Raw genomic sequence first — 23,986 nt, forward strand, 5'->3', positions numbered from 1 at the left:
TGGTTTATATTTTTAGATTGAAATTTTAAACTTATCTAAGTTTGGCTCCCAGTTTATCTTCCAGGTTTTTCACCAGTTTCGACATGATCTTATCAATCATCTTATCGTTCAATGTCTGGCTCTCGTCTTGAAGCAAGAAGCTGACCGCATACGATTTCTTACCAGCTTCCAGATTCTTGCCTTCATATACATCGAAGAGTTCCACTTCTTTCAGCAACTTCTTCTCTGTCTCGTAAGCGATCTTCTCGATTTCGGCAAACTGCACATTCTTGTCGAGCAGCAAAGCCAAATCGCGCCGTACAGCCGGGAACTTGGAAAGCTCCTTGTAGCTGACCTTAACCGAACGGACCGCTTTCAACAATTCTTTCCAGTTCAAGTCAGCGAAATAAACTTCATTGTCTATATCGAACGCTTTCAGCAGCTTCTTAGTAACTACACCAAAAGAAGCAAGGCGTTTGCCACCCTTCGTATGGACAGACAGTGCGGCAGCAAAGATATCATCAGCCAGATTGCCTATCACCAGATTGTGCAAATCCAGTCCTAAACGTTTCAAGATATTCTCCACGTATGCTTTCAGCTCATATACCGAACTGTTCTCATCCGGATGCGCCCATGAGTTGGAAACCTTCTTGCCTGTAACCCACAGACCCAAATGATAATCTTCCGAATAAGGAGCCAACGCTTTTTCCGGGTTCTTCTTGTCCCCGTCGAAATAATAGCAATTACCAAATTCAAAGAATTTCAGATCCGCATTTTTACGATTGGCATTATGGGCAATGCTTTCCAATCCGCCGAACAGCAAAGTCTGGCGCATAGCGTTCAAATCAGCGCTTAGCGGATTCAACAGCATAACCAGGCGATTGGAAGGATAAGTTTCCAGACCGTCATAATAAGCCGCACGGGTCAATGAGTTGTTCAATATTTCATTGAATCCACAGCCCACCAATTGTTCGGCAACCAGATTCTGCAATTTATTCGACTTGTCATGCTCGCCTTTAGTAGTCAGACTGGATTTCAACGTAGTCGGAATTTCCACATTATTATATCCGTAGATGCGGAGAATATCCTCAATCACGTCACAATCACGCTGCACATCCACACGATAAGGAGGAACGGCCAATGTCAGTCCTTCCGCCGTCTCATTGGTTATCTTCATTTCCAGGCTCGTCACAATGCTCTTGATTGTCTCTACCGGAATCACTTTACCAATCAGCGAATGTACTTTCTCGTAAGACAGGTCTACTATGAAATCCTGTGCAGGAGCAGTATATACATCTTTTATTTCAGAAGAGATAGTACCGCCTGCCAACTCTTTTACCATTATGGCAGCCAGTTTCAGACAGTAAATCACACTATTCGGGTCGATGCCGCGTTCAAAGCGGAAAGAAGCATCGGTATTCAAGCCGTGACGGCGTGCCGTCTTACGCACCCATGTAGGATGGAAATAAGCACTTTCGATGAAAACATCCGTTGTAGCTTCCGTAGAACCGGAATCCAATCCGCCAAATACGCCTGCAATGCACATGGCTTCTTCCTTATTGCAAATCATCAGGTCGCGGTCACTCAGCTTACGTTCCACCTCATCCAGCGTAACGAACGGAGTTCCTTCGGGCATTGTCTTTACGATAACTTCATTACCCTTTATCTTACCGGCATCAAAGCAATGCAACGGTTGTCCGAAAGCATGAACAATGTAATTAGTGACATCCACTACATTATTAATAGGACGCACACCGATCAGGCGCAATTTATTCTGCAACCATTCCGGACTTTCCTTTACGGTCACTCCTTTCACGGTAACACCGGCATAATGCGGACACGCTTCACTGTTTTCAACCTTTACTTCGATATCCAAATCATGGCTTTCCACTTTAAAGTCGTCCACCGACGGACGTTGCAGGGTTGCCTGCTTACCATTCTGAATCAGATAAGCATACAAGTCACGGGCTACCCCGTAGTGAGAGCAGGCATCCGCACGGTTAGGCGTGATATCCACTTCAAGCACATAATCGCTCTTGATATTATAATAATCTTTGGCAAGAGTACCCGGAACAGCATCTTCCGGCAAAACGATGATACCTGCATGATCCGTACCGATACCGATTTCATCTTCAGCACAAATCATACCTGTAGATTCTACACCGCGGATTTTTGATTTTTTGATGGTAAAGCATTCGTCCCCGTCATAGAGTTTTGTCCCCAACGTAGCGACTACCACTTTTTGTCCGGCAGCCACGTTCGGAGCTCCACAAACGATCTGCACCGGATCGCCTTCTCCCAGATTGACAGTAGTAATGTGCAGATGGTCCGAATTAGGATGTTCCACACAGGTCAGCACTTCGCCGATCACAAGTCCCTCCAAACCACCTTTAATGGTCTGCACTTCTTCCACACCACCTGTTTCCAAGCCGATAGAAGTCAACGCAGCCGCCGTTTCATCAGGCGTCAAATCGAAGTTGACATACTCTTTCAGCCAGTTATAAGAGATATTCATATAGTTAATTTTTTATTGTTTCTCAAAAGATTCGCAAAGTTAATAAGATTTTTCGGTTGACCGAAAAGGTTAGATAAAAAATTGCAGGTTATTTCACCACAGAGGATGCAGAGGACACAGAGGATATCGGAAAGATGAAAAATAAGTGTAAATCCGTAATAAGCAAAGTGTGTATAATTAACTTATAAACTAATTAAACATGAGTACTTAAATAAAAAGAAAAAACTCTGTGTCCTCAGTGTCCTCTGTGGTGAAATAATACGCAACTAAAATGGCAAAGGTCCATCCCCTCCTACCGGTGCCCCGAACGGATTACCCGACTGCGGAGTAAAGTCCGGTGCCGACGGTGGCGGAACAGAACCGGCTCCTCCGGCATTCATCTTAGACCCCAGCATAGCACCGGCAGGCTCACCCGGCATAGGAATCACCATGTCATCCTCCGGATTTGAGAAACGGGTATACTCACCTTTGAATCGGAGCAGCACTTCACCCACCGCACCGTTACGATGCTTGGCTATCACAATCTCTGCCATACCGCGAAGGTCATTACCACGATCATCCTGATAAATTTTGTAATATTCCGGACGGTGGATAAAACATACCATATCGGCATCCTGCTCGATGGCTCCCGATTCACGAAGGTCGCTCAACTGCGGACGTTTGCCATCAATTCCTTCACGGCTCTCCACACCACGATTCAACTGCGACAATGCGACAATCGGGATGTTCAGCTCCTTCGCCAATCCCTTCAGTGAACGTGAAATAGTGCTGACCTCCTCCTGACGGCTTCCGAACGCCATTCCACTAGCATTCATCAACTGCAAGTAGTCAATAATAATGATTTTCACCCCATGTTCACGCACCAGACGACGGGCTTTCGTACGAAGCTCAAACACCGACAGAGAGGGAGTATCATCCACATACAGCGGTGCATCCAACAAATCCTTCAGTTTATAATCCAATTGCTGCCATTCATAATTCGCCAACTGTCCGCTTTTTATTTTCTCACTCGGAATCTCGCAGACATTCGTAATCAGACGATTCACCAACTGGACATTACTCATTTCAAGAGAAAACAACGCTACCGGGTTACGATAATCGACGGCTATATTCTTCGCCATAGAAAGGACGAAAGCTGTCTTACCCATCGCAGGACGGGCGGCAATAATAATAAGGTCGGAGTTCTGCCAACCGGAAGTCATCTTGTCCAGCTTCGTAAAACCACTTTCAAGGCCACTCAATCCGTCCGTTCGTGCCGCTGCCTTCTGAATCAGCTTATACGCTTCGTCAATCACCGGATTGATCTGCGTGTAGTCCTTCTTCATGTTCTGCTGCGAAATCTCAAAAAGCTTTCCTTCGGCTTCCTGCATCAGATCGTCCACATCCAGCGTTTCATCAAACGCCTTACTCTGAATGTTACTGGTAAAAGTAATCAACTCGCGCGCCAATGATTTCTGTGCTATGATGCGTGCATGATATTCAATATGCGCCGAAGAGGCCACTTTGCTACTCAACTGAGTAATATAGAACGGACCTCCGACCTCTTCCAGCTCTCCGCGTTTGCTAAGCTGTTCCTTTACAGTCAGAATATCCACCGGCTTCTGATTTACGGCAAGATCGGTGATAGCGGCATAGATCAGTTGATGCCGGTGTTCATAAAAAGATTCGGGACGAAGAATTTCACTCACCAACGAATAAGCGTCCTTCTCAATCATCAAAGCCCCCAATACCGCTTCTTCCAGCTCAGGTGCCTGCGGCTGAATACGTCCATAATCATTTACCGGTTGCACTTTAGCAGACTTCGTATTGCGGGTGTTTCTTCTCTGTTCGGCCATTAATTCAATTAAAAATTAAAGATTAAAAACTAAAAGTTACGACTGGACATATTCATTCATAACAGATTTCTTCCGGTCGAGAGGACAAAGATAGAACATAATCACGAAGAATAGATAAGGAAAAATGAAGTTTTTACTAACTTTGTCCCCTGTGTCGCTTTTTCTTTAATTTTTAATCTTTAAATGAATATGATTGCTTTTCCCAATATCAAAATAAACTTGGGGCTTTCCATTACGGAAAAACGCCCGGACGGATACCATAATCTGGAAACAGTGTTCTATCCGGTGGCTTTGGAAGATGCGCTGGAAATCCGTACTTCTCCCGACACTGACCGGAAATTTACCCTTTACCAACACGGAATGGAAATAGCGGGCAAGCCGGAAGATAATCTGGTGGTAAAAGCCTATCTGTTGATGGATAAGGAATTCCATCTTCCTCCTGTAGAGATCCATCTATATAAACACATTCCTTCCGGAGCCGGACTGGGTGGAGGATCATCCGATGCAGCTTTCATGCTGAAGTTGCTCAATAATCATTATCAGTTAGGGGTATCTGAAGAACAATTGGAGGTATACGCTGCCACTTTGGGAGCAGACTGTGCTTTCTTTATCAAAAACAGACCGACTTTTGCCGAAGGAATCGGTAATATCTTTTCTCCGGTCGATCTTTCATTAAGCGGCTACCAAATCATGATTATCAAACCGGATGTGTTCGTATCCACTCGGGAAGCTTTTGCAAACATCCGCCCTCATCATCCGGAATATCCCGTCAAAGAGGTCATCCGACGTCCGGTTACAGAGTGGAAAGATACCCTGATCAATGATTTCGAAGCCAGCGTATTCCCGCAACATCCCATCATCGGAAATATAAAAAAAGAGCTCTATCATCACGGAGCGATCTACGCATCCATGAGCGGTTCCGGCTCTTCAGTTTTCGGACTGTTCGCACCCGATGCACTGTTACCGGAAATTGATTGGGGAACGGATACGTTCTGCTTCACAGGAACACTTAAATAAAAACGGTACCACGACTCACGTCGTAGTACCGTCACAACACAAACACAAAATAAAACACGACAAAACTACTGTGCAATCTACCTGTCTATACCAAAGAAGTATAAGTACTGCTCTTGTATATTCACATACCCGCAAACAGCTTCAGGTCGATCACATCAAATTAAACAAATCTACATTGATTTGTTTGAGCTATTAGATGATAAAACAAAAAAATGCTATTTTATTGAATACCTCTTTCACGAAGTTTCAACTGCCAGTTCCAGGCAGAGCGCAAAGTATCTTCCAAAGTTTCCACAGCTTTCCATCCCAATTCGGAATTAGCGAAATCAGGATTTGCCCAAACTTTTTCAATATCTCCCGCACGACGGCCGACGATCTGATAGTTCAACTTCACACCGGTAGCCTTTTCGAAGCCTTGAATCAATTCCAATACAGAGACACCACGTCCCGTACCGATATTGAATACTTCCACTTTTTCTTTCTGCGCCTTCTCCAAGATACGGCGGATAGCAATCACGTGTGCCTTAGCCAAGTCAACAACATTGATAAAGTCACGGATGCAAGAACCGTCGGGCGTATCATAATCGTCACCGAACACACTCAGCTTCTCGCGAATGCCGATAGCTGTCTGAGTCAGATAAGGAATCAGGTTCTGGGGAACACCGTTCGGCAACTCACCCAGCAATGCAGTAGGATGCGCACCTATCGGATTGAAATAACGCAACATGATTGCATTGATCGGAGCACCGGAGACTACCGTATCACGGATAATCTCTTCATTAATCTGTTTTGTATTTCCGTATGGTGATTCCGCTTTCTTAATCGGCGCCTTTTCTGTCACCGGCAATTCATCCGGCTGTCCATACACCGTACAAGAAGAAGAGAATACAATACCTTCCACTCCGTGTTTCGGCATCAGTTCGAGAAGGTTAATCAAAGAAACCAGATTATTACGATAATAAAGCAACGGTTTCTCCACCGACTCACCTACCGCCTTGCTTGCGGCAAAGTGGATGATAGCTTTAATTCCTTTATATTTTGTGAATACGGCGTCAAGACCTTCAAAATCAAGACAATCCAACTTTTCAAAAGCCGGACGGATACCGGAAACTTTTTCTATATTGTCGACAACATCAGCACTGGAATTTGATAAATTATCGATGATGATTACTTCATACCCACTGTTTTGCAACTCTACAACAGTATGGGAACCAATATATCCCGTTCCCCCTGTCACTAAAATTCTTTCTTTCATATTCTTTACTTATATGGTTAGTTCTTCGGTCTATTATTGTTTGAGCTACAAATGTATGGAAATAAAATGAGAATGCAATATTCCGTAACCATTTTATTTATAAAAGAATTGGGAACTCATTATCTGTATGTCTCCACACAGCCGAGTTCCCAATCCATATTTAATTATCAACTGTAAATCTTACACCACGCCGGAGAATCCCATGAATGCCATAGCCAGCAGACCGGCGGTGATCAATGCGATCGGAGTGCCTTGCATTCCCTTCGGAATTTTCACCAGACTCATCTGCTCGCGCAATCCTGCAAAAAGCACCAGAGCCAGTCCGAATCCGAGAGCTGTTGAGAACGCGTATACAACGCCTGTCAGCAAATCATAGTCTTTCTGAATCACCAGAATAGCCACACCCAAGATACAGCAGTTGGTTGTGATCAATGGCAAAAATACACCCAACGCCTGATACAGAGCCGGAGAGACTTTCTTCAGAATGATTTCCACCATCTGCACCAGTCCGGCAATCACCAGAATAAAAGTAATTGTCTGCAAATATCCCAGATCGAAAACATCCAGAACAAATTTCTGAATCAAGAAAGTGACAATGGTAGCGATGGTCAGCACAAAAGCAACCGCAGCGCTCATACCCATCGCAGTTTCCACTTTCTTAGATACGCCCAAGAACGGACAAATACCCAAGAACTGCGACAACACGATGTTGTTTACAAAGATTGCCGAAATAAAAATCAATATATATTCCATATTCTTCTCTTATTTAATTGAATTAGGCTTTCTTCAAGCTGTTGATCAACGCAATAAGGTATCCTAAAGCGATGAAAGCACCCGGAGCCAATACAAACACCAACATTCCGTACTCTTCCGGCATGATTGTCAGATTGAAAATCTTGCCTGTTCCCAAGAATTCGCGAACAGCTCCCAGCAGAGTCAAGGCTATCGTAAAACCAAGTCCCATACCAAGACCGTCGAACATGGAAGCCACCGGGTTATTCTTCGCGGCGAATGCTTCAGCACGTCCCAGCACAATACAGTTTACCACGATCAACGGGATGAAAAGACCCAGTGTGGCATACAAATCCGGCACGTAAGCCTGCATCACCATCTGGAGCAATGTCACGAAAGACGCAATGACTACAATGAACGATGGGATACGTACCATATCCGGAATCAGATTCTTGATGGAAGAAATTACCACGTTTGAACAAATCAACACAAACATAGTGGCCAGTCCCATACCCATACCATTGATAGCCGATGAAGTTGTACCCAATGTAGGACACATACCAAGCAGGAGCACAAACGTAGGATTCTCTTTGATAATCCCGTTCATCATTACTTTAAAATTATTCATATCTTAATCTCCTCCTTTCTTAATTAATAGAATCTTGCTTCACCGTTTCAGTTTCCGGAGCAGTGGCAGATTCATTTTTCTGCGAAGCTCCCGAAACAGTATCTATTTCTCCCGTCTTATAGGCTTCGTAAGCCTTGTTGACAGCGTTCAGGAAAGCACGTGACGTGATAGTCGAAGCGGTAATAGCGTCTACCTGGCCTCCGTCCTTAGAGACTTTCAGTTCACCTTCGCCCGGACTCATACCTTTAATGCTTCCCTTGTTTCCTTCTTTAAACCAGTCGGCAGCTTTCGAGCCCAGTCCCGGAGTCTCGGCATGAGCCAGCAAAGAGTAATTGTAAATCTTGCCCTCAGCGTCAAAGCCGACCAGCACTTTCAGCTCGCCACCGAACCCCATAGCTTTGGACTCAACTGCCGAACCGACCCATTCCTCTCCTTTTTTTGCCGGATAAACGATGAAGTCCACCACTTTCTTTCCGTCTTTCTCGCTGAAGATCGTGTCGCTTTCGCCTACCGGGTTATTAGTAAATTCCGGAAGAACCTGTTTCAAGGCCTCGTTCAATGTCTTCGCATTCGCTTCGGCAATAGGACCTTTTGTCAATTCATTCACGTAAGCCAGCAATGCTACGGAAATGGCAGTCACCCCCGTAAGTACCAGCAACATATTCTTTAAAGATGATTCTAACTTTTTCATTTCTTCTTCGCTACCTCCCCAAAGCGTTTAGGTTTACAATAGGTGTTAATCAGCGGAGTGAACGCATTCATAATCAGGATGGCAAACGACATACCTTCGGGATATGCGCCGAACAGACGGATAATAACCGTCAGCAGACCGATACAAACACCATAAATCAACATTCCCTTCTTGCTCATCGGAGAAGTCACATAGTCGGTTGCCATAAAGACGGCACCCAACATCAATCCGCCGGAAAGCAACTGCAATACCGGAGATACATATTTTGCAGGATCAACCAAATGCATGATACCGGCAAAAACAAATACAGTGACCAGGATAGACACAGGTATATGCCAAGTGATGATTTTCTTCCAAAGCATATAGCTCAATCCGATCAGCAGAGCCAACGCGCTGACCTCACCGATACAGCCACCGTTCTGACCGATCAGCAGACTGAATGCGTCTGGGATCTGGCTCAACGCGGACATATCACCGTGAATAGCCTGTTTCATCAGCGCCAACGGAGTAGCTCCGGTAGTAGCATCCGTATAAGCTGTCAACTGACCTACTACCGGCCAGCTAGTCATCTGTACGGGGAACGAAAGCAACAGGAAGACACGTCCTGCCAATGCGGGGTTGAAAGGGTTGCAGCCTAATCCGCCGAAAGACATCTTGCCTACACCGATAGCGAACAATGCGCCCAGAATAATAATCCATACAGGTAAGTTGGACGGCAAATTGAAAGCCAGCAACACACCTGTGATGACAGCAGAACCGTCACAAATCGTTGAAGTCGGTTTCTTCATCAAATATTTTCCGATCGCCCATTCGAAGAATAAACAGGCCGCAACGGAAGTAGCAGTAACAATCAGAGCACCCAGTCCGAAGAAATAGAGAGACACCAGAAACGCCGGAATGAGTGCAATCAGCACACAGTACATATTCTTCTGTACGCTGTCTCCGCCATGAACGTGGGGTGATAGTGATACGATTAATTTATTTTCCATATTCGTTATTTTTTAGCTTGACGTGCACGAATCATAGCTCCCACTTTGCCTTTACCGAGACGACAATAGTCGAGCAACGGACGGTTGGCAGGACAAGTGAACTGGCAAGAGCCGCACTCGATACAGTCCATGATTCTTTCTTTTTCCATTCTTTCAAAATCACCGTTTTCGGACAAAGCTCCCAGCAAGTACGGTTCCAGTCCCATCGGACAAGCGCTTACACACTTCGCGCAACGGATACAGTTCTGTGCCTCACCACGCTTGGCTTCCTTCTGATTCATGATCAGAATACCGGAACTGCCTTTCGCGGTAGGAACTTCCGTATTGACCAAAGCCTTACCCATCATCGGACCACCGCCGATCACTTTTCCCGTATCTTCCGGCAGACCGCCGCAAGCATCAATCAGCTGCTTCATCGGCGTACCGATACGGGCCAGGAAGTTGGAAGGTTTTGCAACCGACTTACCGGTCACTGTGATTACCCGTTCAAACAACGGCTTGTTCTTCTGAACGGCTTGATACACAGCAAAAGCAGTACCCACGTTCTGAACGACCGCTCCGGTAGAAATAGGAAGGGCGCCGCTCGCCACCTGGCGTTTGGTTATCGCATCGATCAGTTGCTTTTCACCTCCTTGCGGGTATTTCACCTTCAAAGGCACTACCTCGATACCGGCATAACCGGAAGCCACTTTCGTCATCAGCTCGATAGCGTCCGGTTTGTTATTTTCGATTCCGATAAACGCCTTGTTCACTTTCACAGCTTTCATCAGGATAGAAACACCTACCATGATCTCTTCCGCGTGTTCCAGCATAAGCTGATGATCGGCCGTCAGATAAGGTTCGCACTCCACCGCATTGATAATCACACATTCGGCCTTGAAAGAAGGAGGAGGACAAAGTTTCACCTGAGTAGGGAAACAAGCGCCACCCAGACCGACGATTCCCGCTTCGGCAATCTTTTTCACAATCTCCTCCGACGAAAGTTCACATTCTTTCACCAGGGTTGCGCTACGGTCAATCGTTTCTTCCCATTCATCACCTTCCACATCAATAAAAATAGCTGGTTTCGCATAACCGCTGGCATCGACTATCGTATCAATCTTCGCCACTTTGCCACTGACGGAAGAGTGAATTGCTGCCGAAACAAAGCCGGCCGGTTCGGCAATCTTAGTGCCCACCTTTACCACATCACCTTTCGCAACAATCGGTTTTGCAGGTGCGCCGATGTGCTGCCCCAGCAGAATAACGGCCTTTGCAGGAACCTCCGCCGTGATGATAGGTTGATGTGCCGACAATTTATTTTCGTGTGGATGAACTCCACCAATTGAAAATGTCTTTAACATACAATTCTGTATTTTATTCTGTTATTATTCTGTTACTTTCGGAGTAGCCGGAGCTTTCGGAGCAACTGGTGCTTTCGGAGCTTCCACAGCTTCTTCCGCCTTCGGTTTGCGAGGAGGGAAATTCAGCTCGATAATGGAATTCTGCGGACAAACTTCCACACATTTCCGGCAAGACTTACACTTGTTCGGATCAATGTAAGCCAGATTATTCTCCAATGTGATAGCCTCGAACGGACAAGTCTTCACACACTTGCCACAGCCGATACAGCTTACCGTACAAGCTTTGCGGGCAACGGCACCTTTGTCTTTGTTCACGCAAGAAACGTATACGCGGCGTGACTTCTTACCCTGCGGGCGAATCTCGATAATCGCTTTCGGGCAGGCCTTCACACAAGCGCCGCAGGCCGTACATTTAGCCTCGTCCACTTCCGGCAGACCCGTTTCGGGATTCATGTGGATGGCGTCAAACTGACAAGCCGCCACACAGTCACCACATCCCAGACAACCGTAACTGCATCCTGTCTCACCACCATACAGTGAAGCGGCAATAGCGCAGCTCTTGGCACCATCGTACTGGTTGATGCGAGGGCGGTTGGCACAGGTTCCGTTACATCTCACCACTGCTACCATCGGTTCAGCCTCACCGGCTGCCAGTCCGAGAATATCAGCAACTTTTGCCATGACAGGCTGTCCGCCTACAGGGCAGAACTTACCTTCCAGTGAACCGGCTTTGACACAAGCGTCGGCAAATCCGCTACAACCGGGGTAGCCACATCCACCGCAATTAGCCTGGGGTAATACTTCCCCCACTTGGGCAATCCGCGGGTCTTCATACACGGCAAATTTCTTGGAAGCCACATACAGAATAGCGGCCAGCACGAGCGCTATCGCTCCCAATGAAATCACTGCAATCAGAATCAAATTCATAATGTTTTAGTTATTTATTGGTTTTATAGTAAATGAAAATTTTTGTTTCAGTCGTGTTTTGTTGAGCCAGAGAATGAAATAATAGGGTATAAGTATAGCCAGAGAAAGAAGAGCGGAATACAGTTCATTCTCCATCAACGCCATAAAAAGGAATAGTGAAAATATCAGAAGTACGAAAGGAATTATAAAAGCCAATACCACCGCCATCATGCCCATCGACGTTTCGCCAATCACCATGACTTTCTCTCCTACCCGGTAGGAAGAGGCCGCCGTATCGATAATATCTATGATTTTGTCCTTGCTATCCGCTGAGGAACAGTGTCCCTTTGCGCTACAAGCCGCACAAGCCGATGTCTGAACAATCCTCACCGACAGATGAGAACCCTGTATGTTTTCCACAATACCCAGATGCTTTATAGTATTATTCGTCATTTTGCAAACTCAACATTACAAATCGCGGCAAATTTAATCATTATTTATGAACTACGAAGCATTCTCCCTATTTTTTTACACATAATAAAATGTTATTTTTTGCGTCCGCGTTATCGCACACGGAAAAGATATGGCTACGATTTGTACACTTTATCAGCCTTTCTCAATCTCCCAGTCTCCTATTGTCCCCCGTTCACTATCAAAGTTTATCGCTACTTTCACGACCGGAAGTCCGCATAAAGCGAAGCGTTCAGGATAATTCTTCAGGTTGATCTGTTCCATAGCTTCACCGGCAGTCTTATCAAGCTTCAATTCCATCACATAAAGTGTTGTTTTCGTACGAAGCACCACATCCACTCGACCACGGGGAGTACGGACTTCAATATCCACATAATAATTCAGCAGACTGAATATGACATAAAAGAGTTGCTGGTAATGCCCCTCATATTTAGTATTGTCGCAATAAGGAACGGTAGACAAGAAAGTCTGCAACCGACGCAACGCAGAATCCATATCACCGTTCTGAATATCATAAAAAAGATAGGCAACCATAGTGGTGGCTTCCGGGGTCTCATTGCCCACATAGTTAGGAAGAAGGCTTTCCATAAGACCCAGACGAACTTCTTTGTTAGGAATATCAAGCGTATAAAGGTCCAGAATCTTATTATAATCCTTTATGGTGATATAACCGCTCTGATATAGCAAAGGAGTGATATTCGTCATGGTCTCGGTAGGAGCATCAAAAATGGAAGCTTTCGCTTGTTTGGGACCGATCCCTGAAGGATTTACACCAAATTTACCCAACATCTTTATCAAGTATGTAGGAGTGCCGCTACCGAACCAGTAGGAACCAAACTTACCATCCGCAAAAGCATTCAACAGACTGAACGGATTATAGATGTCGGGAGAAGGATAAGTGAAATGATAACCGTCATAATTCTCCTTCAACTTCAGCAAGACCTCTTCAGAGGAAATATTCAATTTCGCAGCCAACATCTCCATATCCTCTTTCATCTGCGTTAGCATTTCATCCTCCGTTATTCCGCAGATCGCAGCGTATGGCTCATCCATGCTGATATTCTTAATATTATTCAACTCGCTAAAGATACTCAACTGAGAGAACTTGGTGATACCCGTCAAAAACACATACTTCAGATAAGGATCACAAGCCTTCAAAGGACTATAGAAGTTACGCATGATATTACGTAATACACCTAGATTTTCCTTTTCATGCACCACATCAAGCAAAGGAGCGTCATATTCGTCTATAAGAACAACAACTTGTCGGCCCGTCTGCTTATAAGCACGTTCTATCAGACCTTGCAACCGCTGATTGACATAAATATCTTCCTCATTTCGACCATAGATTCTTTCATAAGTTGTCAACTTACGTTCCAACTCGCTTATTAATTCATCTTTTCCGACGTGCTTGGCCGTACTCATATCGAAATGAAGAACCGGATACTCTATCCACTCTTTCTCCAACCTTTCCATAGCCAACCCTTGAAACAGATCCTTACGACCAGAGAAATAACTATGCAAAGTAGAAGTAAGCAAGGATTTACCAAAACGGCGAGGACGGCTCAGAAACACATATTTCGCAAAATGAGTCATGCGATAAACGTATTCCGTCTTATCGATATAAAGATAATTCTTCTCACGAATTTCAGAGAAAGTCTGTATCCCTATAGGGTATAATCTTTGCAAAGTTTCCATATCAATATCTATATTTTCTTTAGAACTACTATTATTTTTCAATCATCCAGTCTCCTATCGTCCCCCGCTCACTATCAAAGTTTATCGCCACTTTCACGACCGGAAGTCCACACAAAGCGAAGCGTTCAGGATAATTCTTCAGGTTGATCTGTTCCATAGCTTCACCGGCAGTCTTATCAAGCTTCAATTCCATCACATAAAGCGTTGTATTCGTACGAAGCACCGCATCCACTCGACCACGAGGGGTACGGACTTCAATATCCACATAATAATTCAGCAGACTGAATATGACGTAAAAGAGTTGCTGGTAATGCCCCTCATATTTAGTATTGTCGCAATAAGGAATGGTAGACAAAAAAGTCTGCAAACGACGCAAGGCAGAATCCATATCACCGTTCTGAATATCATAAAAAAGATAGGCAACCATAGTGGTGGCTTCCGGGGTCTCATTGCCCACATAGTTAGGAAGAAGGCTTTCCATAAGACCCAGACGGACTTCCTTATTCGGAATATCAAGCGTATAAAGGTCCAGAATCTTATTATAATCCTTTATGGTGATATAACCGCTCTGATATAGCAAAGGAGTGATATTCGTCATGGTCTCGGTAGGAGCATCAAAAATGGAAGCTTTCGCTTGTTTGGGGCCAATCTCAGAAGGATTTACACCAAATTTGCCCAACATCTTTATCAAGTATGTAGGAGTACCGCTACCGAACCAGTAAGAACCAAACTTACCGTCCGCAAAAGCATTCAACAGACTGAAAGGATTATAGAGGTCGGGAGACGGATAAGTAAAATGATAACCGTCATAATTCTCCTTCAACTTCAGCAAGACTTCTTCCGGTGTTATTTCCAGTTTCACAGCTAATCTCTTCACATCCTCTTTCATCTGCGTTAGCATTTCATCCTCCGTTATTCCGCAAATTGCAGCGTATGGCTCATCCATACTGATATTCGTGATATTGTTCAATTCACTAAAGATACTCAACTGAGAGAACTTGGTGATACCAGTCAGAAACACATACTTCAGATAAGGATCACAAGCCTTCAAGGGACTATAGAAGTTACGCATGATATTACGTAATACGCCTAGATTTTCCTTTTCATGTACCACATCAAGCAAAGGAGCGTCATATTCGTCTATAAGAACAACCACCTGTCGGCCCGTCTGCCCATAAGCGCGCTTGATCAACCCCATCAAACGTTGATTAGGATTAATCTCCTCCTGGCCTTTTCCATAAACACCTTCATACTCTGAAAGTTTCAGATTCAGCTCTTGCAACAATTGTTCCTTATCCACATGCTTGGCCGTACTCATATCGAAATGAAGAACCGGATACTCTATCCAATCCTTCTCCAATCTTTCCATAGCCAACCCTTGGAACAGATCCTTACGACCCGAGAAATAACTATGCAAAGTAGAAGTAAGCAAAGACTTACCAAAACGGCGAGGACGACTCAGAAACACATATTTCGCAAAATGAGTCATGTGATAAACGTATTCCGTCTTATCGATATAAAGGTAATTCTTCTCACGAATTTCAGAAAAAGTCTGTATCCCTATGGGGTATAATCTTTGCAAAGCTTCCATATCAATATCTATATTTTCTTTAGAACTACTATTATTTTTCAATCATCCAGTCTCCTATCGTACAACGTTCACTATCAAAGTTTATCGCCACTTTCACGACCGGAAGCCCACACAAAGCGAAGCGTTCAGGATAATTCTTCAGGTTGATCTGCTCCATAGCTTCACCGGCAGTCTTGTCAAGCTTCAACTCCATCACATAAAGTGTGGTTTTCGTACGAAGCACCACATCCACTCGACCACGAGGGGTACGGACTTCAACATCCACAAAAGAACCCAATAAGCTGAAAATAATGTAGAACATCTGCTGATAGTGACCTTCATACCTCGTATTGTCACAATAAGGAATGGTGGACAAGAAAGTCTGCAGCCGACGCAACGCAGAATCCATATCATCATTACGGATATCACGCGAAAGATAAGCCACCATGGTATTCGTTTTCTCAGTAGGTGTAGACACATAATAAGGCAACAGACTCCTCATCAAGCCGACCCTAACTTCTTTGTTAGGAATATCCAATGTGTACAGTCCCAACTCGCTATCATAACCCTTGATGGTGATATAACCGCTCTGATATAACAATGGAGTAATACTGGACATCGTCTCCGTCGGTGCGTCAAAATCCTCCACAGCTGCTGTTTTTCCTCCGACTTCCGAAGGTTCAACACCAAACTTCTCCAACATCTTTATCAAGTACGTAGGAGTACCGCTACCGAACCAATAAGAACCAAACTTACCATCCGCAAAAGCATTCAACAGACTGAAAGGATTATAGATATCGGGAGACGGATAGGTAAAATGATAACCGTCATAATTCTCCTTCAACTTCAACAAGACCTCTTCAGAGGAAATATTCAATTTCGCGGCCAATCTCTCCATATCCTCTTTCATCTGCGTTAGCATTTCATCCTCCGTTATTCCGCAAATTGCAGCGTATGGCTCATCCATGCTGATATTCTTGATATTATTCAACTCGCTAAAGATACTCAACTGAGAGAACTTGGTGATACCAGTCAGAAACACATACTTCAGATAAGGATCACAAGCCTTCAAAGGACTATAGAAGTTACGCATGATATTACGTAATACGCCTAGATTTTCCTTTTCATGTACCACATCAAGCAAAGGAGCGTCATATTCGTCTATAAGAACTACGACTTGTCGGCCCGTCTGCTCATAAGCGCGCTTGATCAACCCCATCAAACGTTGATTAGGATTAATCTCCTCCTCTCCCTTTCCATAAACACTTTCATGCTCTGAAAGTTTCAGATTCAGCTCTTGCAACAATTGTTCCTTATCCACATGCTTGGCCGTACTCATATCGAAATGAAGAACCGGATACTCTATCCACTCTTTCTCCAACCTCTCCATAGCCAACCCTTGAAACAGATCCTTACGACCAGAGAAATAACTATGCAAAGTAGAAGTAAGCAAGGACTTACCAAAACGGCGAGGACGACTCAGAAACACATAGCTAGATGCAGAATGTGTCATCTGATAGATATACTCCGTTTTATCTATATAGAGGTAATTACCCTCACGAATCTTAGAAAAAGTCTGTATCCCTATAGGGTATAATCTTTGCAAAGTTTCCATATCAATATCTATATTTTCTTTAGAGCCACTATTATTTTTCAATCATCCAGTCTCCTATCGTACAACGTTCACTATCAAAGTTTATCGCCACTTTCACGACCGGAAGCCCACACAAAGCGAAGCGTTCAGGATAATTCTTCAGATTGATCTGTTCCATAGCTTCACCGGCAGTCTTATCAAGTTTCAACTCCATCACATAGAGGGTGGTTTTCGTACGAAGCACCACATCCACACGACCACGGGGAGTACGGACCTCAACATCTATATAGTAATTCAGCAGACTGAATATGACGTAAAAAAGTTGCTGGTAATGCCCCTCATATTTAGTATTGTCACAATAAGGAACGGTAGACAAAAAAGTCTGCAAACGACGCAAGGCAGAATCCATATCACCGTTCTGAATATCATAAAAAAGATAGGCAACCATAGTGGTGGCTTCCGGGGTCTCATTGCCCACATAGTTAGGAAGAAGGCTTTCCATAAGACCCAGACGAACTTCTTTGTTAGGAATATCAAGCGTATAAAGGTCCAGAATCTTATTATAATCCTTTATGGTGATATAACCGCTCTGATATAGCAAAGGAGCGATATTCGTCATGGTCTCGGTAGGAGCATCAAAAATGGAAGCTTTCGCTTGTTTGGGACCGATCTCTGAAGGATTTACACCAAATTCGTCCAACATCTTTATCAAGTATGTAGGAGTGCCGCTACCGAACCAGTAGGAACCAAACTTACCATCCGCGAAAGCATTCAACAGACTGAACGGATTATAGATGTCGGGAGACGGATAAGTAAAATGATAACCGTCATAATTCTCCTTCAACTTCAGCAAGACCTCTTCAGGAGAAATATTCAATTTCGCGGCCAACATCCCTATATCCTCTTTCATCTGCGTTAGCATTTCATCCTCCGTTATTCCGCAAATTGCAGCGTATGGCTCATCCATGCTGATATTCTTGATATTATTCAATTCGCTAAAGATACTCAACTGAGAGAACTTGGTGATACCCGTCAGAAACACATACTTCAAATAAGGATCACAAGCTTTCAAAGGACTATAGAAGTTACGCATGATATTACGTAATATACCTAGATTTTCCTTTTCATGCACCACATCAAGCAAAGGAGCATCATATTCATCTATAAGAACTACAACTTTTTTTCCTGTCTTTTCATAAGCACACTTGATAAGACGGGTTAATCGTAGATTAGCATCACCGGCAGTTGGATCGAGGCCGAAGGTACGCTCATAGTCTGAAAGCATAAAGTCAAGCAAACGTTCCAAACGCTCCTTATCCACATGCTTCGCCATACTCATATCGAAATGGAGCACCGGATACTCTATCCAATCCTTCTCCAACCTCTCCATAGCCAACCCTTGGAACAGATCCTTACGACCAGAGAAATAACTATGCAAAGTAGAAGTAAGCAAAGACTTACCAAAACGACGAGGACGACTCAGAAACACATATTTCGCAAAATGAGTCATGCGATAAACGTATTCCGTCTTATCGATATAAAGGTAATTCTTCTCACGAATTTCAGAAAAAGTCTGTATCCCTATAGGGTATAATCTTTGCAAAGTTTCCATATAAATATCTATATTTTCTTTAGAGCCACTATTATTTTTCAATCATCCAGTCTCCTATCGTACAACGTTCACTATCAAAGTTTATCGCCACTTTCACGACCGGAAGTCCACATAAAGCGAAGCGTTCAGGATAATTCTTCAGATTGATCTGTTCTATAGCTTCACCGGCAGTCTTATCAAGCTTCAACTCCATCACATAGAGGGTGGTTTTCGTACGAAGCACCACATCCACACGACCGCGGGGAGTACGGACCTCAACATCCACAAAAGAACCCAATAAGCTGAAAATGATGTAGAACATCTGCTGATAGTGACCTTCATACCTCGTATTATCACAATAAGGAATGGTGGACAAGAAAGTCTGCAGCCGACGCAACGCAGAATCCATATCATCATTACGGATATCACGGGAAAGATAAGCCACCATGGTAGTCGTTTCCCGAGTTTTGCTGGCCACGTAATTAGGTAAAAGGCTTTTCATTAGCCCCAACCGTACTTCTTTATTAGGAATATCCAACGTATACAAGTCAATGCTCTCATCATAATCCTTGATAGTGATATAACCACTCTGATATAACAATGGAATAATATCAGTCATTGTTTCAGTAGGAGCATCAAAAGCGGAAACCTCCGCATGGTTATTACCTATCTCAGAAGGTTCAACACCGAACTTCTCCAACATCTTTATCAAGTATGTAGGAGTACCGCTACCGAACCAGTAGGAACCAAATTTACCGTCCGCGAAAGCATTCAACAGACTGAACGGATTATAGAGGTCGGGAGACGGATAAGTAAAATGATAACCGTCATAATTCTCCTTCAACTTCAGCAAGACTTCTTCAGAGGAAATATTCAGCTTCACAGCTAATCTCTCCACATCCTCTTTCATCTGCGTTAGCATTTCATCCTCCGTTATTCCGCAAATTGCAGCGTATGGCTCATCCATGCTGATATTCTTAATATTATTCAATTCACTAAAGATACTCAACTGAGAGAACTTAGTGATACCCGTCAAAAACACATACTTCAGATAAGGATCACAAGCCTTCAAAGGACTATAGAAGTTACGCATGATATTACGTAATACGCCTAGATTTTCCTTTTCATGCACCACATCAAGCAAAGGAGCGTCATATTCATCTATAAGAACAACAACTTGTCGGCCCGTCTGCTTATAAGCACGTTCTATCAGACCTTGCAACCGCTGATTGACATAAATATCTTCCTCATTTCGACCATAGATTCTTTCATAAGTTGTCAACTTACGTTCCAACTCGCTTATTAATTCATCTTTTCCGACGTGCTTGGCCGTACTCATATCGAAATGAAGAACCGGATACTCTATCCACTCTTTCTCCAACCTTTCCATAGCCAACCCTTGAAACAGATCCTTACGACCAGAGAAATAGCTATGCAAAGTAGAAGCAAGCAAAGACTTACCAAAACGGCGAGGACGGCTCAGAAACACATATTTCGCAAAATGGGTCATGCGATAAACGTATTCCGTCTTATCGATATAAAGGTAATTCTTCTCACGAATTTCAGAAAAAGTCTGTATCCCTATAGGATATAATCTTTGCAAAGCTTCCATATCAATCATATTTTTCACAAAGCTACAAAAAATATCCGTTCAAAAAGCAGGCAGGCAGGAAACTTTTTCCCGCCTGCCTTTACTTCCTTCATTATCGTTTCATCGTTCTCCTCTCTCCCTCTCTTTTTTCTCCCTGTACTTCAGATACAGCAACTTCTCTCTATCCCACGCCGCTTCGGCTTCCTCCATACTGAGGTGATCAAGCAAGAATATGATCACTTCCATGTAATTACTCGATTTGCGATCTACCCCTTTTTTAAATCATTATAGACGGAGTGCCCGATTTCTAGTTCCTCATATACATCCACATTTCTCAAACCCACACGGTCCTGCAACTCTACAATGCAAGTTCCTAAAGCCGCACAACTGACTACTTCTTTTTTCATTCTTTTTTAATGTTAAATATAAAACGATATAGTTAATTATTTTCACTTTCATCCCGACATGTCGGGACGAGGTTTATTTTGTATTTACTAATTTTACGCCATATTATAAAGCACATTTATATTTTTCCGCAAAGGTAGATATTAAAACTCATTACAACAATATAATATGTCAAACAATTACAGAATGTCCTATTTCATGCCTCCCATCGCCCCTCTCAGAGACGAACAGGGACGAATAGTCACTCCCGCCACACTTCTCCCCTTCTGTGAAGTCTCCGTCGAACAGGTTTTCCAGATGATTACCTGCAACGAAAACCTCAGGCTCCTGACCGAGCAAGTACGCAACACCCCGGACATACGGACGGCAAAAGCCACACTCCTGCCCTACGTGACTCCCTGCGGCACATTCACCCGTCGCTCCGGCAAGTGTTTCGTATCCCCCTCACGACTGATAGTGATAGACGTAGACCACCTCGACTCCTATGAAGAAGCCGCCGGAATGCGCCGTACCCTGTTTGACGATCCCTTCCTCCGCCCCGTGCTTGTCTATATCAGCCCGAGCGGACGGGGTGTGAAAGCCTTCATACCCACCGGAATGCCACATCCGACAGACGAGGTACGGAATATCACAGAAAGCACAGACAAAGCAATGCAATATGTCGAAATGGCGTACGGTCCGGAAACGGACAACTCCGCTACGGCAACCGCCAAAGGCGTAGACGGTTCGGGAAAAGACCTGGTAAGGGCCTGTTTCCTGAGCCACGACCCGGAAGCACTGTTCAGAACTATCTAACATAATTTATAATCAATCCTCAAAAAAATGGATGAAATCGAATCTTTACACCGTCTTGTCGAAGCTGTCGAGACGGCAGGGGCAGACATTGCCCCCACTTACATTGAATATGTACAACTGGCCTTTGCCATCGCGACAGACTGCGGTGAAGCCGGACGGGAGTATTTTCACCGCATCTGCCGGTTGTCCGCCAAATATCAACGCGAACACGCCGAACGGGTATTCTCCAACGCGCTCACCACGAAACACGGGGACGTGCATCTAGGCACAGTATTCCATCTCGCCGAAACAGCAGGAGTAACCATCCGCAAAGACGAAGTTATGAACAGCTCCGCAGGTACAAAAGGTACAGTAAATGCACCCCGCCTTTTTTCCACACACACGTGCGCGCGTAATAAGGTACAAAACAACGGAACTTCCGGAGAAGGAGAAGGAGGAGAAGAAGAAGAACTATTGCCCGGCAGTGAACCGCAGCACCCGCTCCCCACCTTCCCCGAAGCCGACTGGCCGGAGTTTCTGCAACGCATCATAAATTACGGCAACACTACGGCACAACATGACATCATGCTGTTGGGAGCATTGACAGCCTTAGGTTCCTGTATGGAACGGCACGTGCGTTGTTCTTACGGCGGCAAATACCAGTATCCCTGTATGCAATGTTTCGTCATCGCTCCTTCCGCCTCCGGCAAAAGCATCCTTTCCTATATCCGGCTACTCGTAGAACCCCTCCACGACCAGATCCGTGCGGAAGTTGCCGCACAGATGAAAGTGTATAAAAAAGAGAAAGCGGCTTACGAAGCGATGGGCAAAGAGCGTGCAAAGACGGAAGCTCCGCAAATGCCCGCCAACAGGATGTTTCTCATTTCCGGCAATAACACCGGTACGGGTATCCTGCAGAACATCATGGATTCCGAAGGGACAGGACTTATCTGTGAAGCCGAAGCGGATACCCTCTCCACCGCCATAGGCTCGGATTACGGCCATTGGAGTGACACGCTCCGCAAAGCGTTCGACCACGACCGTCTGTCCTACAACCGACGTACGGAGCAGGAATACCGGGAAGTGAAAAAGAGCTTTCTTTCCGTCCTGATTTCCGGAACTCCGTCACAGGTCAAGACATTTATTCCGACGACGGAAGACGGTTCTTTCTCCCGTCAAATATACTACTACCTGCATGGTATCTGGAAATGGGTAAGCCAGTTTACAGAGGACAAGATAGATTTGGAAGAGATATTTACCGTCATGGGATTGGAATGGAAAGAGAAACTGGACATCATAAAAGCACATGGGATTCACACACTCCGGCTCACGATGGAGCAGAAAGAGGAATTCGACGCGCTCTTCTCCCACCTGTTCACCCGTTCGAGCATAGCTAACGGCAAAGAAATGTACAGTTTCGTAGCCCGCCTGGCTGTCAACCTATGCCGTATCATGGCGGAAGTAGCCGTATTGCGCGTCCTCGAAAATCCGAAACCCTATCAGCTCAAGGCATCCCCCGTTTCCACCTTTACTCCGGACAAGGAGATTCCTACCGACAACATCAGTGACGGTATCATCCCCCGTTGGAACGTCACCATTACTCCGGAGGACTTCAAGGCTGTGCTTGCACTTGCGGAACCTCTCTACTGTCATGCCACGCACATTCTGTCTTTCCTTCCTGCCGTAGAAACCAGCCACCGGTCTAATGCCGACCGTGATTTCCTCTTCGAGCAGTTGGGTGAAGAGTTTACCCGCGCACAGTTGGTGGAACAGGCTGTCAACATGGGAGTCAAAGAAAATACCGCCATCACCTGGTTGAAACGATTGACGAAAAGAGGAGTGCTTGTCAATGTGGACGGTAAAGGAACTTATACGCGCGCACGTGTGCGTGTGTAAGGGAGGCCCGGAAAAGTGTACCCGTTGTACCCGCCGTATCCGCCGCACCCGATAGGCGCATTACCCCCGCTACACCCACCGTCAGGCAGACGCAGTGCTTTATAAGTCCTAAAGCATAGCTTTAGAGGTCGTAAAGCACTGCTTTAGCCTATGTAAAGCACTGCTCTATCAAGGCTCTCCCAAAGCATCCACAATCACCCGCACTTCCAGCGGTGTATAAGAGCGATGTTCCGGTTGATAACCTAAATCGTACAGGCGTTGCAGAAGTCCGGGACACCGCAGGATCCATTTCTTCATCTTCCGGTAAGCGGCAATGCCGGTTAGTTCGGGGGAATAAAGTTGCGCCAGTTCCATACGGCCATACGCACGTATCTTGAATTCTTTCATGATGGATAAGTTTCTGATTTACTGTCACAAAAGTAACAAAATATTTCTACATAGCCAACGCTTTCCCATTGAATAACCGACCATAATTGCACATAACAGACAAAGCATGACCGTAACCG

At 44.7% G+C, this 23,986-nt stretch carries 21 protein-coding genes; 3 read left to right on the forward strand and 18 right to left on the reverse strand.

Annotated elements, in window-relative coordinates; genetic code table 11:
* Positions 1–31: 31 nt before the first annotated feature.
* Both pheT and dnaB read right to left on the reverse strand, forming a co-directional pair.
* On the reverse strand, positions 32–2,494 hold the full coding sequence (gene pheT / locus GD630_RS07365; RefSeq protein WP_143865739.1) for a phenylalanine--tRNA ligase subunit beta: 2,463 nt from the start codon (positions 2,492–2,494) through the stop codon (positions 32–34).
* Between the two features lie 266 nt (positions 2,495–2,760).
* Positions 2,761–4,329, reverse strand: a complete 1,569-nt coding sequence (dnaB, locus tag GD630_RS07370) for a replicative DNA helicase (protein ID WP_143865738.1) — start codon at positions 4,327–4,329, stop codon at positions 2,761–2,763.
* A gap of 189 nt (positions 4,330–4,518) precedes the next feature.
* Here dnaB and ispE point away from each other — a divergent pair, with 189 nt between their 5' ends.
* A complete protein-coding gene (gene ispE / locus GD630_RS07375) occupies positions 4,519–5,346 on the forward strand; it encodes a 4-(cytidine 5'-diphospho)-2-C-methyl-D-erythritol kinase (RefSeq protein ID WP_143865736.1) in 828 nt (275 codons plus the stop codon).
* Between the two features lie 220 nt (positions 5,347–5,566).
* Here ispE and galE read toward each other — a convergent pair whose 3' ends face one another.
* The 15 genes from galE to GD630_RS07445 form a co-directional block, all read right to left on the reverse strand.
* Positions 5,567–6,601, reverse strand: coding sequence for a UDP-glucose 4-epimerase GalE (gene galE / locus GD630_RS07380; RefSeq protein WP_143865734.1), 1,035 nt, complete (start codon positions 6,599–6,601; stop codon positions 5,567–5,569).
* Between the two features lie 180 nt (positions 6,602–6,781).
* The gene (rsxA, locus tag GD630_RS07385) at positions 6,782–7,354 is read right to left on the reverse strand and encodes an electron transport complex subunit RsxA (protein WP_007752531.1); all 573 of its coding nucleotides are present in this window, start codon (positions 7,352–7,354) and stop codon (positions 6,782–6,784) included.
* Positions 7,355–7,376: 22 nt separating this feature from the next.
* The gene (gene rsxE / locus GD630_RS07390) at positions 7,377–7,961 is read right to left on the reverse strand and encodes an electron transport complex subunit RsxE (RefSeq protein WP_007752528.1); all 585 of its coding nucleotides are present in this window, start codon (positions 7,959–7,961) and stop codon (positions 7,377–7,379) included.
* 19 nt (positions 7,962–7,980) lie between these two features.
* Positions 7,981–8,652, reverse strand: a complete 672-nt coding sequence (locus tag GD630_RS07395; RefSeq protein ID WP_143865732.1) for an RnfABCDGE type electron transport complex subunit G — start codon at positions 8,650–8,652, stop codon at positions 7,981–7,983.
* Positions 8,649–9,641, reverse strand: coding sequence for an RnfABCDGE type electron transport complex subunit D (locus GD630_RS07400; protein WP_143865730.1), 993 nt, complete (start codon positions 9,639–9,641; stop codon positions 8,649–8,651). The genes GD630_RS07395 and GD630_RS07400 overlap by 4 nt, the downstream gene beginning before the upstream one ends.
* Before the next feature lie 5 nt (positions 9,642–9,646).
* Positions 9,647–10,984, reverse strand: coding sequence for an electron transport complex subunit RsxC (gene rsxC / locus GD630_RS07405; RefSeq protein WP_143865728.1), 1,338 nt, complete (start codon positions 10,982–10,984; stop codon positions 9,647–9,649).
* 24 nt (positions 10,985–11,008) lie between these two features.
* Positions 11,009–11,911 (reverse strand): Fe-S cluster domain-containing protein, encoded by a 903-nt coding sequence (locus GD630_RS07410; protein ID WP_143865727.1) that lies wholly within the window; start codon positions 11,909–11,911, stop codon positions 11,009–11,011.
* A 6-nt stretch (positions 11,912–11,917) separates the two neighbouring features.
* A complete protein-coding gene (locus tag GD630_RS07415) occupies positions 11,918–12,343 on the reverse strand; it encodes a SoxR reducing system RseC family protein (protein ID WP_007761099.1) in 426 nt (141 codons plus the stop codon).
* Between the two features lie 153 nt (positions 12,344–12,496).
* Positions 12,497–14,059: an ATP-binding protein gene (locus GD630_RS07420; protein ID WP_143865724.1), complete on the reverse strand. Its 1,563-nt coding sequence runs from the start codon at positions 14,057–14,059 to the stop codon at positions 12,497–12,499.
* 31 nt (positions 14,060–14,090) lie between these two features.
* Positions 14,091–15,650 (reverse strand): ATP-binding protein, encoded by a 1,560-nt coding sequence (locus tag GD630_RS07425; protein WP_143865722.1) that lies wholly within the window; start codon positions 15,648–15,650, stop codon positions 14,091–14,093.
* A gap of 31 nt (positions 15,651–15,681) precedes the next feature.
* The gene (locus GD630_RS07430) at positions 15,682–17,244 is read right to left on the reverse strand and encodes an ATP-binding protein (RefSeq protein ID WP_143865720.1); all 1,563 of its coding nucleotides are present in this window, start codon (positions 17,242–17,244) and stop codon (positions 15,682–15,684) included.
* Positions 17,245–17,275: 31 nt separating this feature from the next.
* Positions 17,276–18,835 (reverse strand): ATP-binding protein, encoded by a 1,560-nt coding sequence (locus GD630_RS07435; protein ID WP_143865718.1) that lies wholly within the window; start codon positions 18,833–18,835, stop codon positions 17,276–17,278.
* A gap of 31 nt (positions 18,836–18,866) precedes the next feature.
* Positions 18,867–20,426: an ATP-binding protein gene (locus GD630_RS07440; RefSeq protein WP_143865716.1), complete on the reverse strand. Its 1,560-nt coding sequence runs from the start codon at positions 20,424–20,426 to the stop codon at positions 18,867–18,869.
* 99 nt (positions 20,427–20,525) lie between these two features.
* Positions 20,526–20,651 (reverse strand): hypothetical protein, encoded by a 126-nt coding sequence (locus tag GD630_RS21445; RefSeq protein ID WP_262890828.1) that lies wholly within the window; start codon positions 20,649–20,651, stop codon positions 20,526–20,528.
* Between the two features lie 20 nt (positions 20,652–20,671).
* Positions 20,672–20,812, reverse strand: a complete 141-nt coding sequence (locus GD630_RS07445) for a hypothetical protein (RefSeq protein ID WP_182505730.1) — start codon at positions 20,810–20,812, stop codon at positions 20,672–20,674.
* Positions 20,813–20,978: 166 nt separating this feature from the next.
* Here GD630_RS07445 and GD630_RS07450 point away from each other — a divergent pair, with 166 nt between their 5' ends.
* Together GD630_RS07450 and GD630_RS07455 are read left to right on the forward strand one after the other, a co-directional pair.
* Positions 20,979–21,605, forward strand: a complete 627-nt coding sequence (locus tag GD630_RS07450) for a BT4734/BF3469 family protein (RefSeq protein WP_182505731.1) — start codon at positions 20,979–20,981, stop codon at positions 21,603–21,605.
* A gap of 27 nt (positions 21,606–21,632) precedes the next feature.
* On the forward strand, positions 21,633–23,480 hold the full coding sequence (locus tag GD630_RS07455; protein ID WP_143865714.1) for a DUF3987 domain-containing protein: 1,848 nt from the start codon (positions 21,633–21,635) through the stop codon (positions 23,478–23,480).
* Positions 23,481–23,648: 168 nt separating this feature from the next.
* Here the strand turns inward: GD630_RS07455 and GD630_RS07460 are convergent, their stop codons facing one another.
* A complete protein-coding gene (locus tag GD630_RS07460) occupies positions 23,649–23,867 on the reverse strand; it encodes a DUF4248 domain-containing protein (protein ID WP_143865713.1) in 219 nt (72 codons plus the stop codon).
* Positions 23,868–23,986 lie beyond the last annotated feature (119 nt).

This window comes from Bacteroides zhangwenhongii, from assembly GCF_009193325.2.
Classification (GTDB): domain Bacteria; phylum Bacteroidota; class Bacteroidia; order Bacteroidales; family Bacteroidaceae; genus Bacteroides; species Bacteroides zhangwenhongii.

Coding starts and splice junctions, on each gene's coding strand:
- pheT (WP_143865739.1), bottom strand. CDS start 2,494: ATGAATATCTCTTATAACTGGCTGAAAGAGTATGTCAACTTCGATTTG.
- GD630_RS21445 (WP_262890828.1), bottom strand. CDS start 20,651: ATGGAAGTGATCATATTCTTGCTTGATCACCTCAGTATGGAGGAAGCC.
- GD630_RS07460 (WP_143865713.1), bottom strand. CDS start 23,867: ATGAAAGAATTCAAGATACGTGCGTATGGCCGTATGGAACTGGCGCAA.
- GD630_RS07455 (WP_143865714.1), top strand. CDS start 21,633: ATGGATGAAATCGAATCTTTACACCGTCTTGTCGAAGCTGTCGAGACG.
- rsxE (WP_007752528.1), bottom strand. CDS start 7,961: ATGAATAATTTTAAAGTAATGATGAACGGGATTATCAAAGAGAATCCT.
- GD630_RS07440 (WP_143865716.1), bottom strand. CDS start 20,426: ATGGAAGCTTTGCAAAGATTATATCCTATAGGGATACAGACTTTTTCT.
- rsxC (WP_143865728.1), bottom strand. CDS start 10,984: ATGTTAAAGACATTTTCAATTGGTGGAGTTCATCCACACGAAAATAAA.
- GD630_RS07410 (WP_143865727.1), bottom strand. CDS start 11,911: ATGAATTTGATTCTGATTGCAGTGATTTCATTGGGAGCGATAGCGCTC.
- GD630_RS07415 (WP_007761099.1), bottom strand. CDS start 12,343: ATGACGAATAATACTATAAAGCATCTGGGTATTGTGGAAAACATACAG.
- GD630_RS07425 (WP_143865722.1), bottom strand. CDS start 15,650: ATGGAAGCTTTGCAAAGATTATACCCCATAGGGATACAGACTTTTTCT.
- GD630_RS07420 (WP_143865724.1), bottom strand. CDS start 14,059: ATGGAAACTTTGCAAAGATTATACCCTATAGGGATACAGACTTTCTCT.
- ispE (WP_143865736.1), top strand. CDS start 4,519: ATGATTGCTTTTCCCAATATCAAAATAAACTTGGGGCTTTCCATTACG.
- galE (WP_143865734.1), bottom strand. CDS start 6,601: ATGAAAGAAAGAATTTTAGTGACAGGGGGAACGGGATATATTGGTTCC.
- rsxA (WP_007752531.1), bottom strand. CDS start 7,354: ATGGAATATATATTGATTTTTATTTCGGCAATCTTTGTAAACAACATC.
- dnaB (WP_143865738.1), bottom strand. CDS start 4,329: ATGGCCGAACAGAGAAGAAACACCCGCAATACGAAGTCTGCTAAAGTG.
- GD630_RS07400 (WP_143865730.1), bottom strand. CDS start 9,641: ATGGAAAATAAATTAATCGTATCACTATCACCCCACGTTCATGGCGGA.
- GD630_RS07435 (WP_143865718.1), bottom strand. CDS start 18,835: ATGGAAACTTTGCAAAGATTATACCCTATAGGGATACAGACTTTTTCT.
- GD630_RS07445 (WP_182505730.1), bottom strand. CDS start 20,812: ATGAAAAAAGAAGTAGTCAGTTGTGCGGCTTTAGGAACTTGCATTGTA.
- GD630_RS07395 (WP_143865732.1), bottom strand. CDS start 8,652: ATGAAAAAGTTAGAATCATCTTTAAAGAATATGTTGCTGGTACTTACG.
- GD630_RS07450 (WP_182505731.1), top strand. CDS start 20,979: ATGTCAAACAATTACAGAATGTCCTATTTCATGCCTCCCATCGCCCCT.
- GD630_RS07430 (WP_143865720.1), bottom strand. CDS start 17,244: ATGGAAACTTTGCAAAGATTATACCCTATAGGGATACAGACTTTTTCT.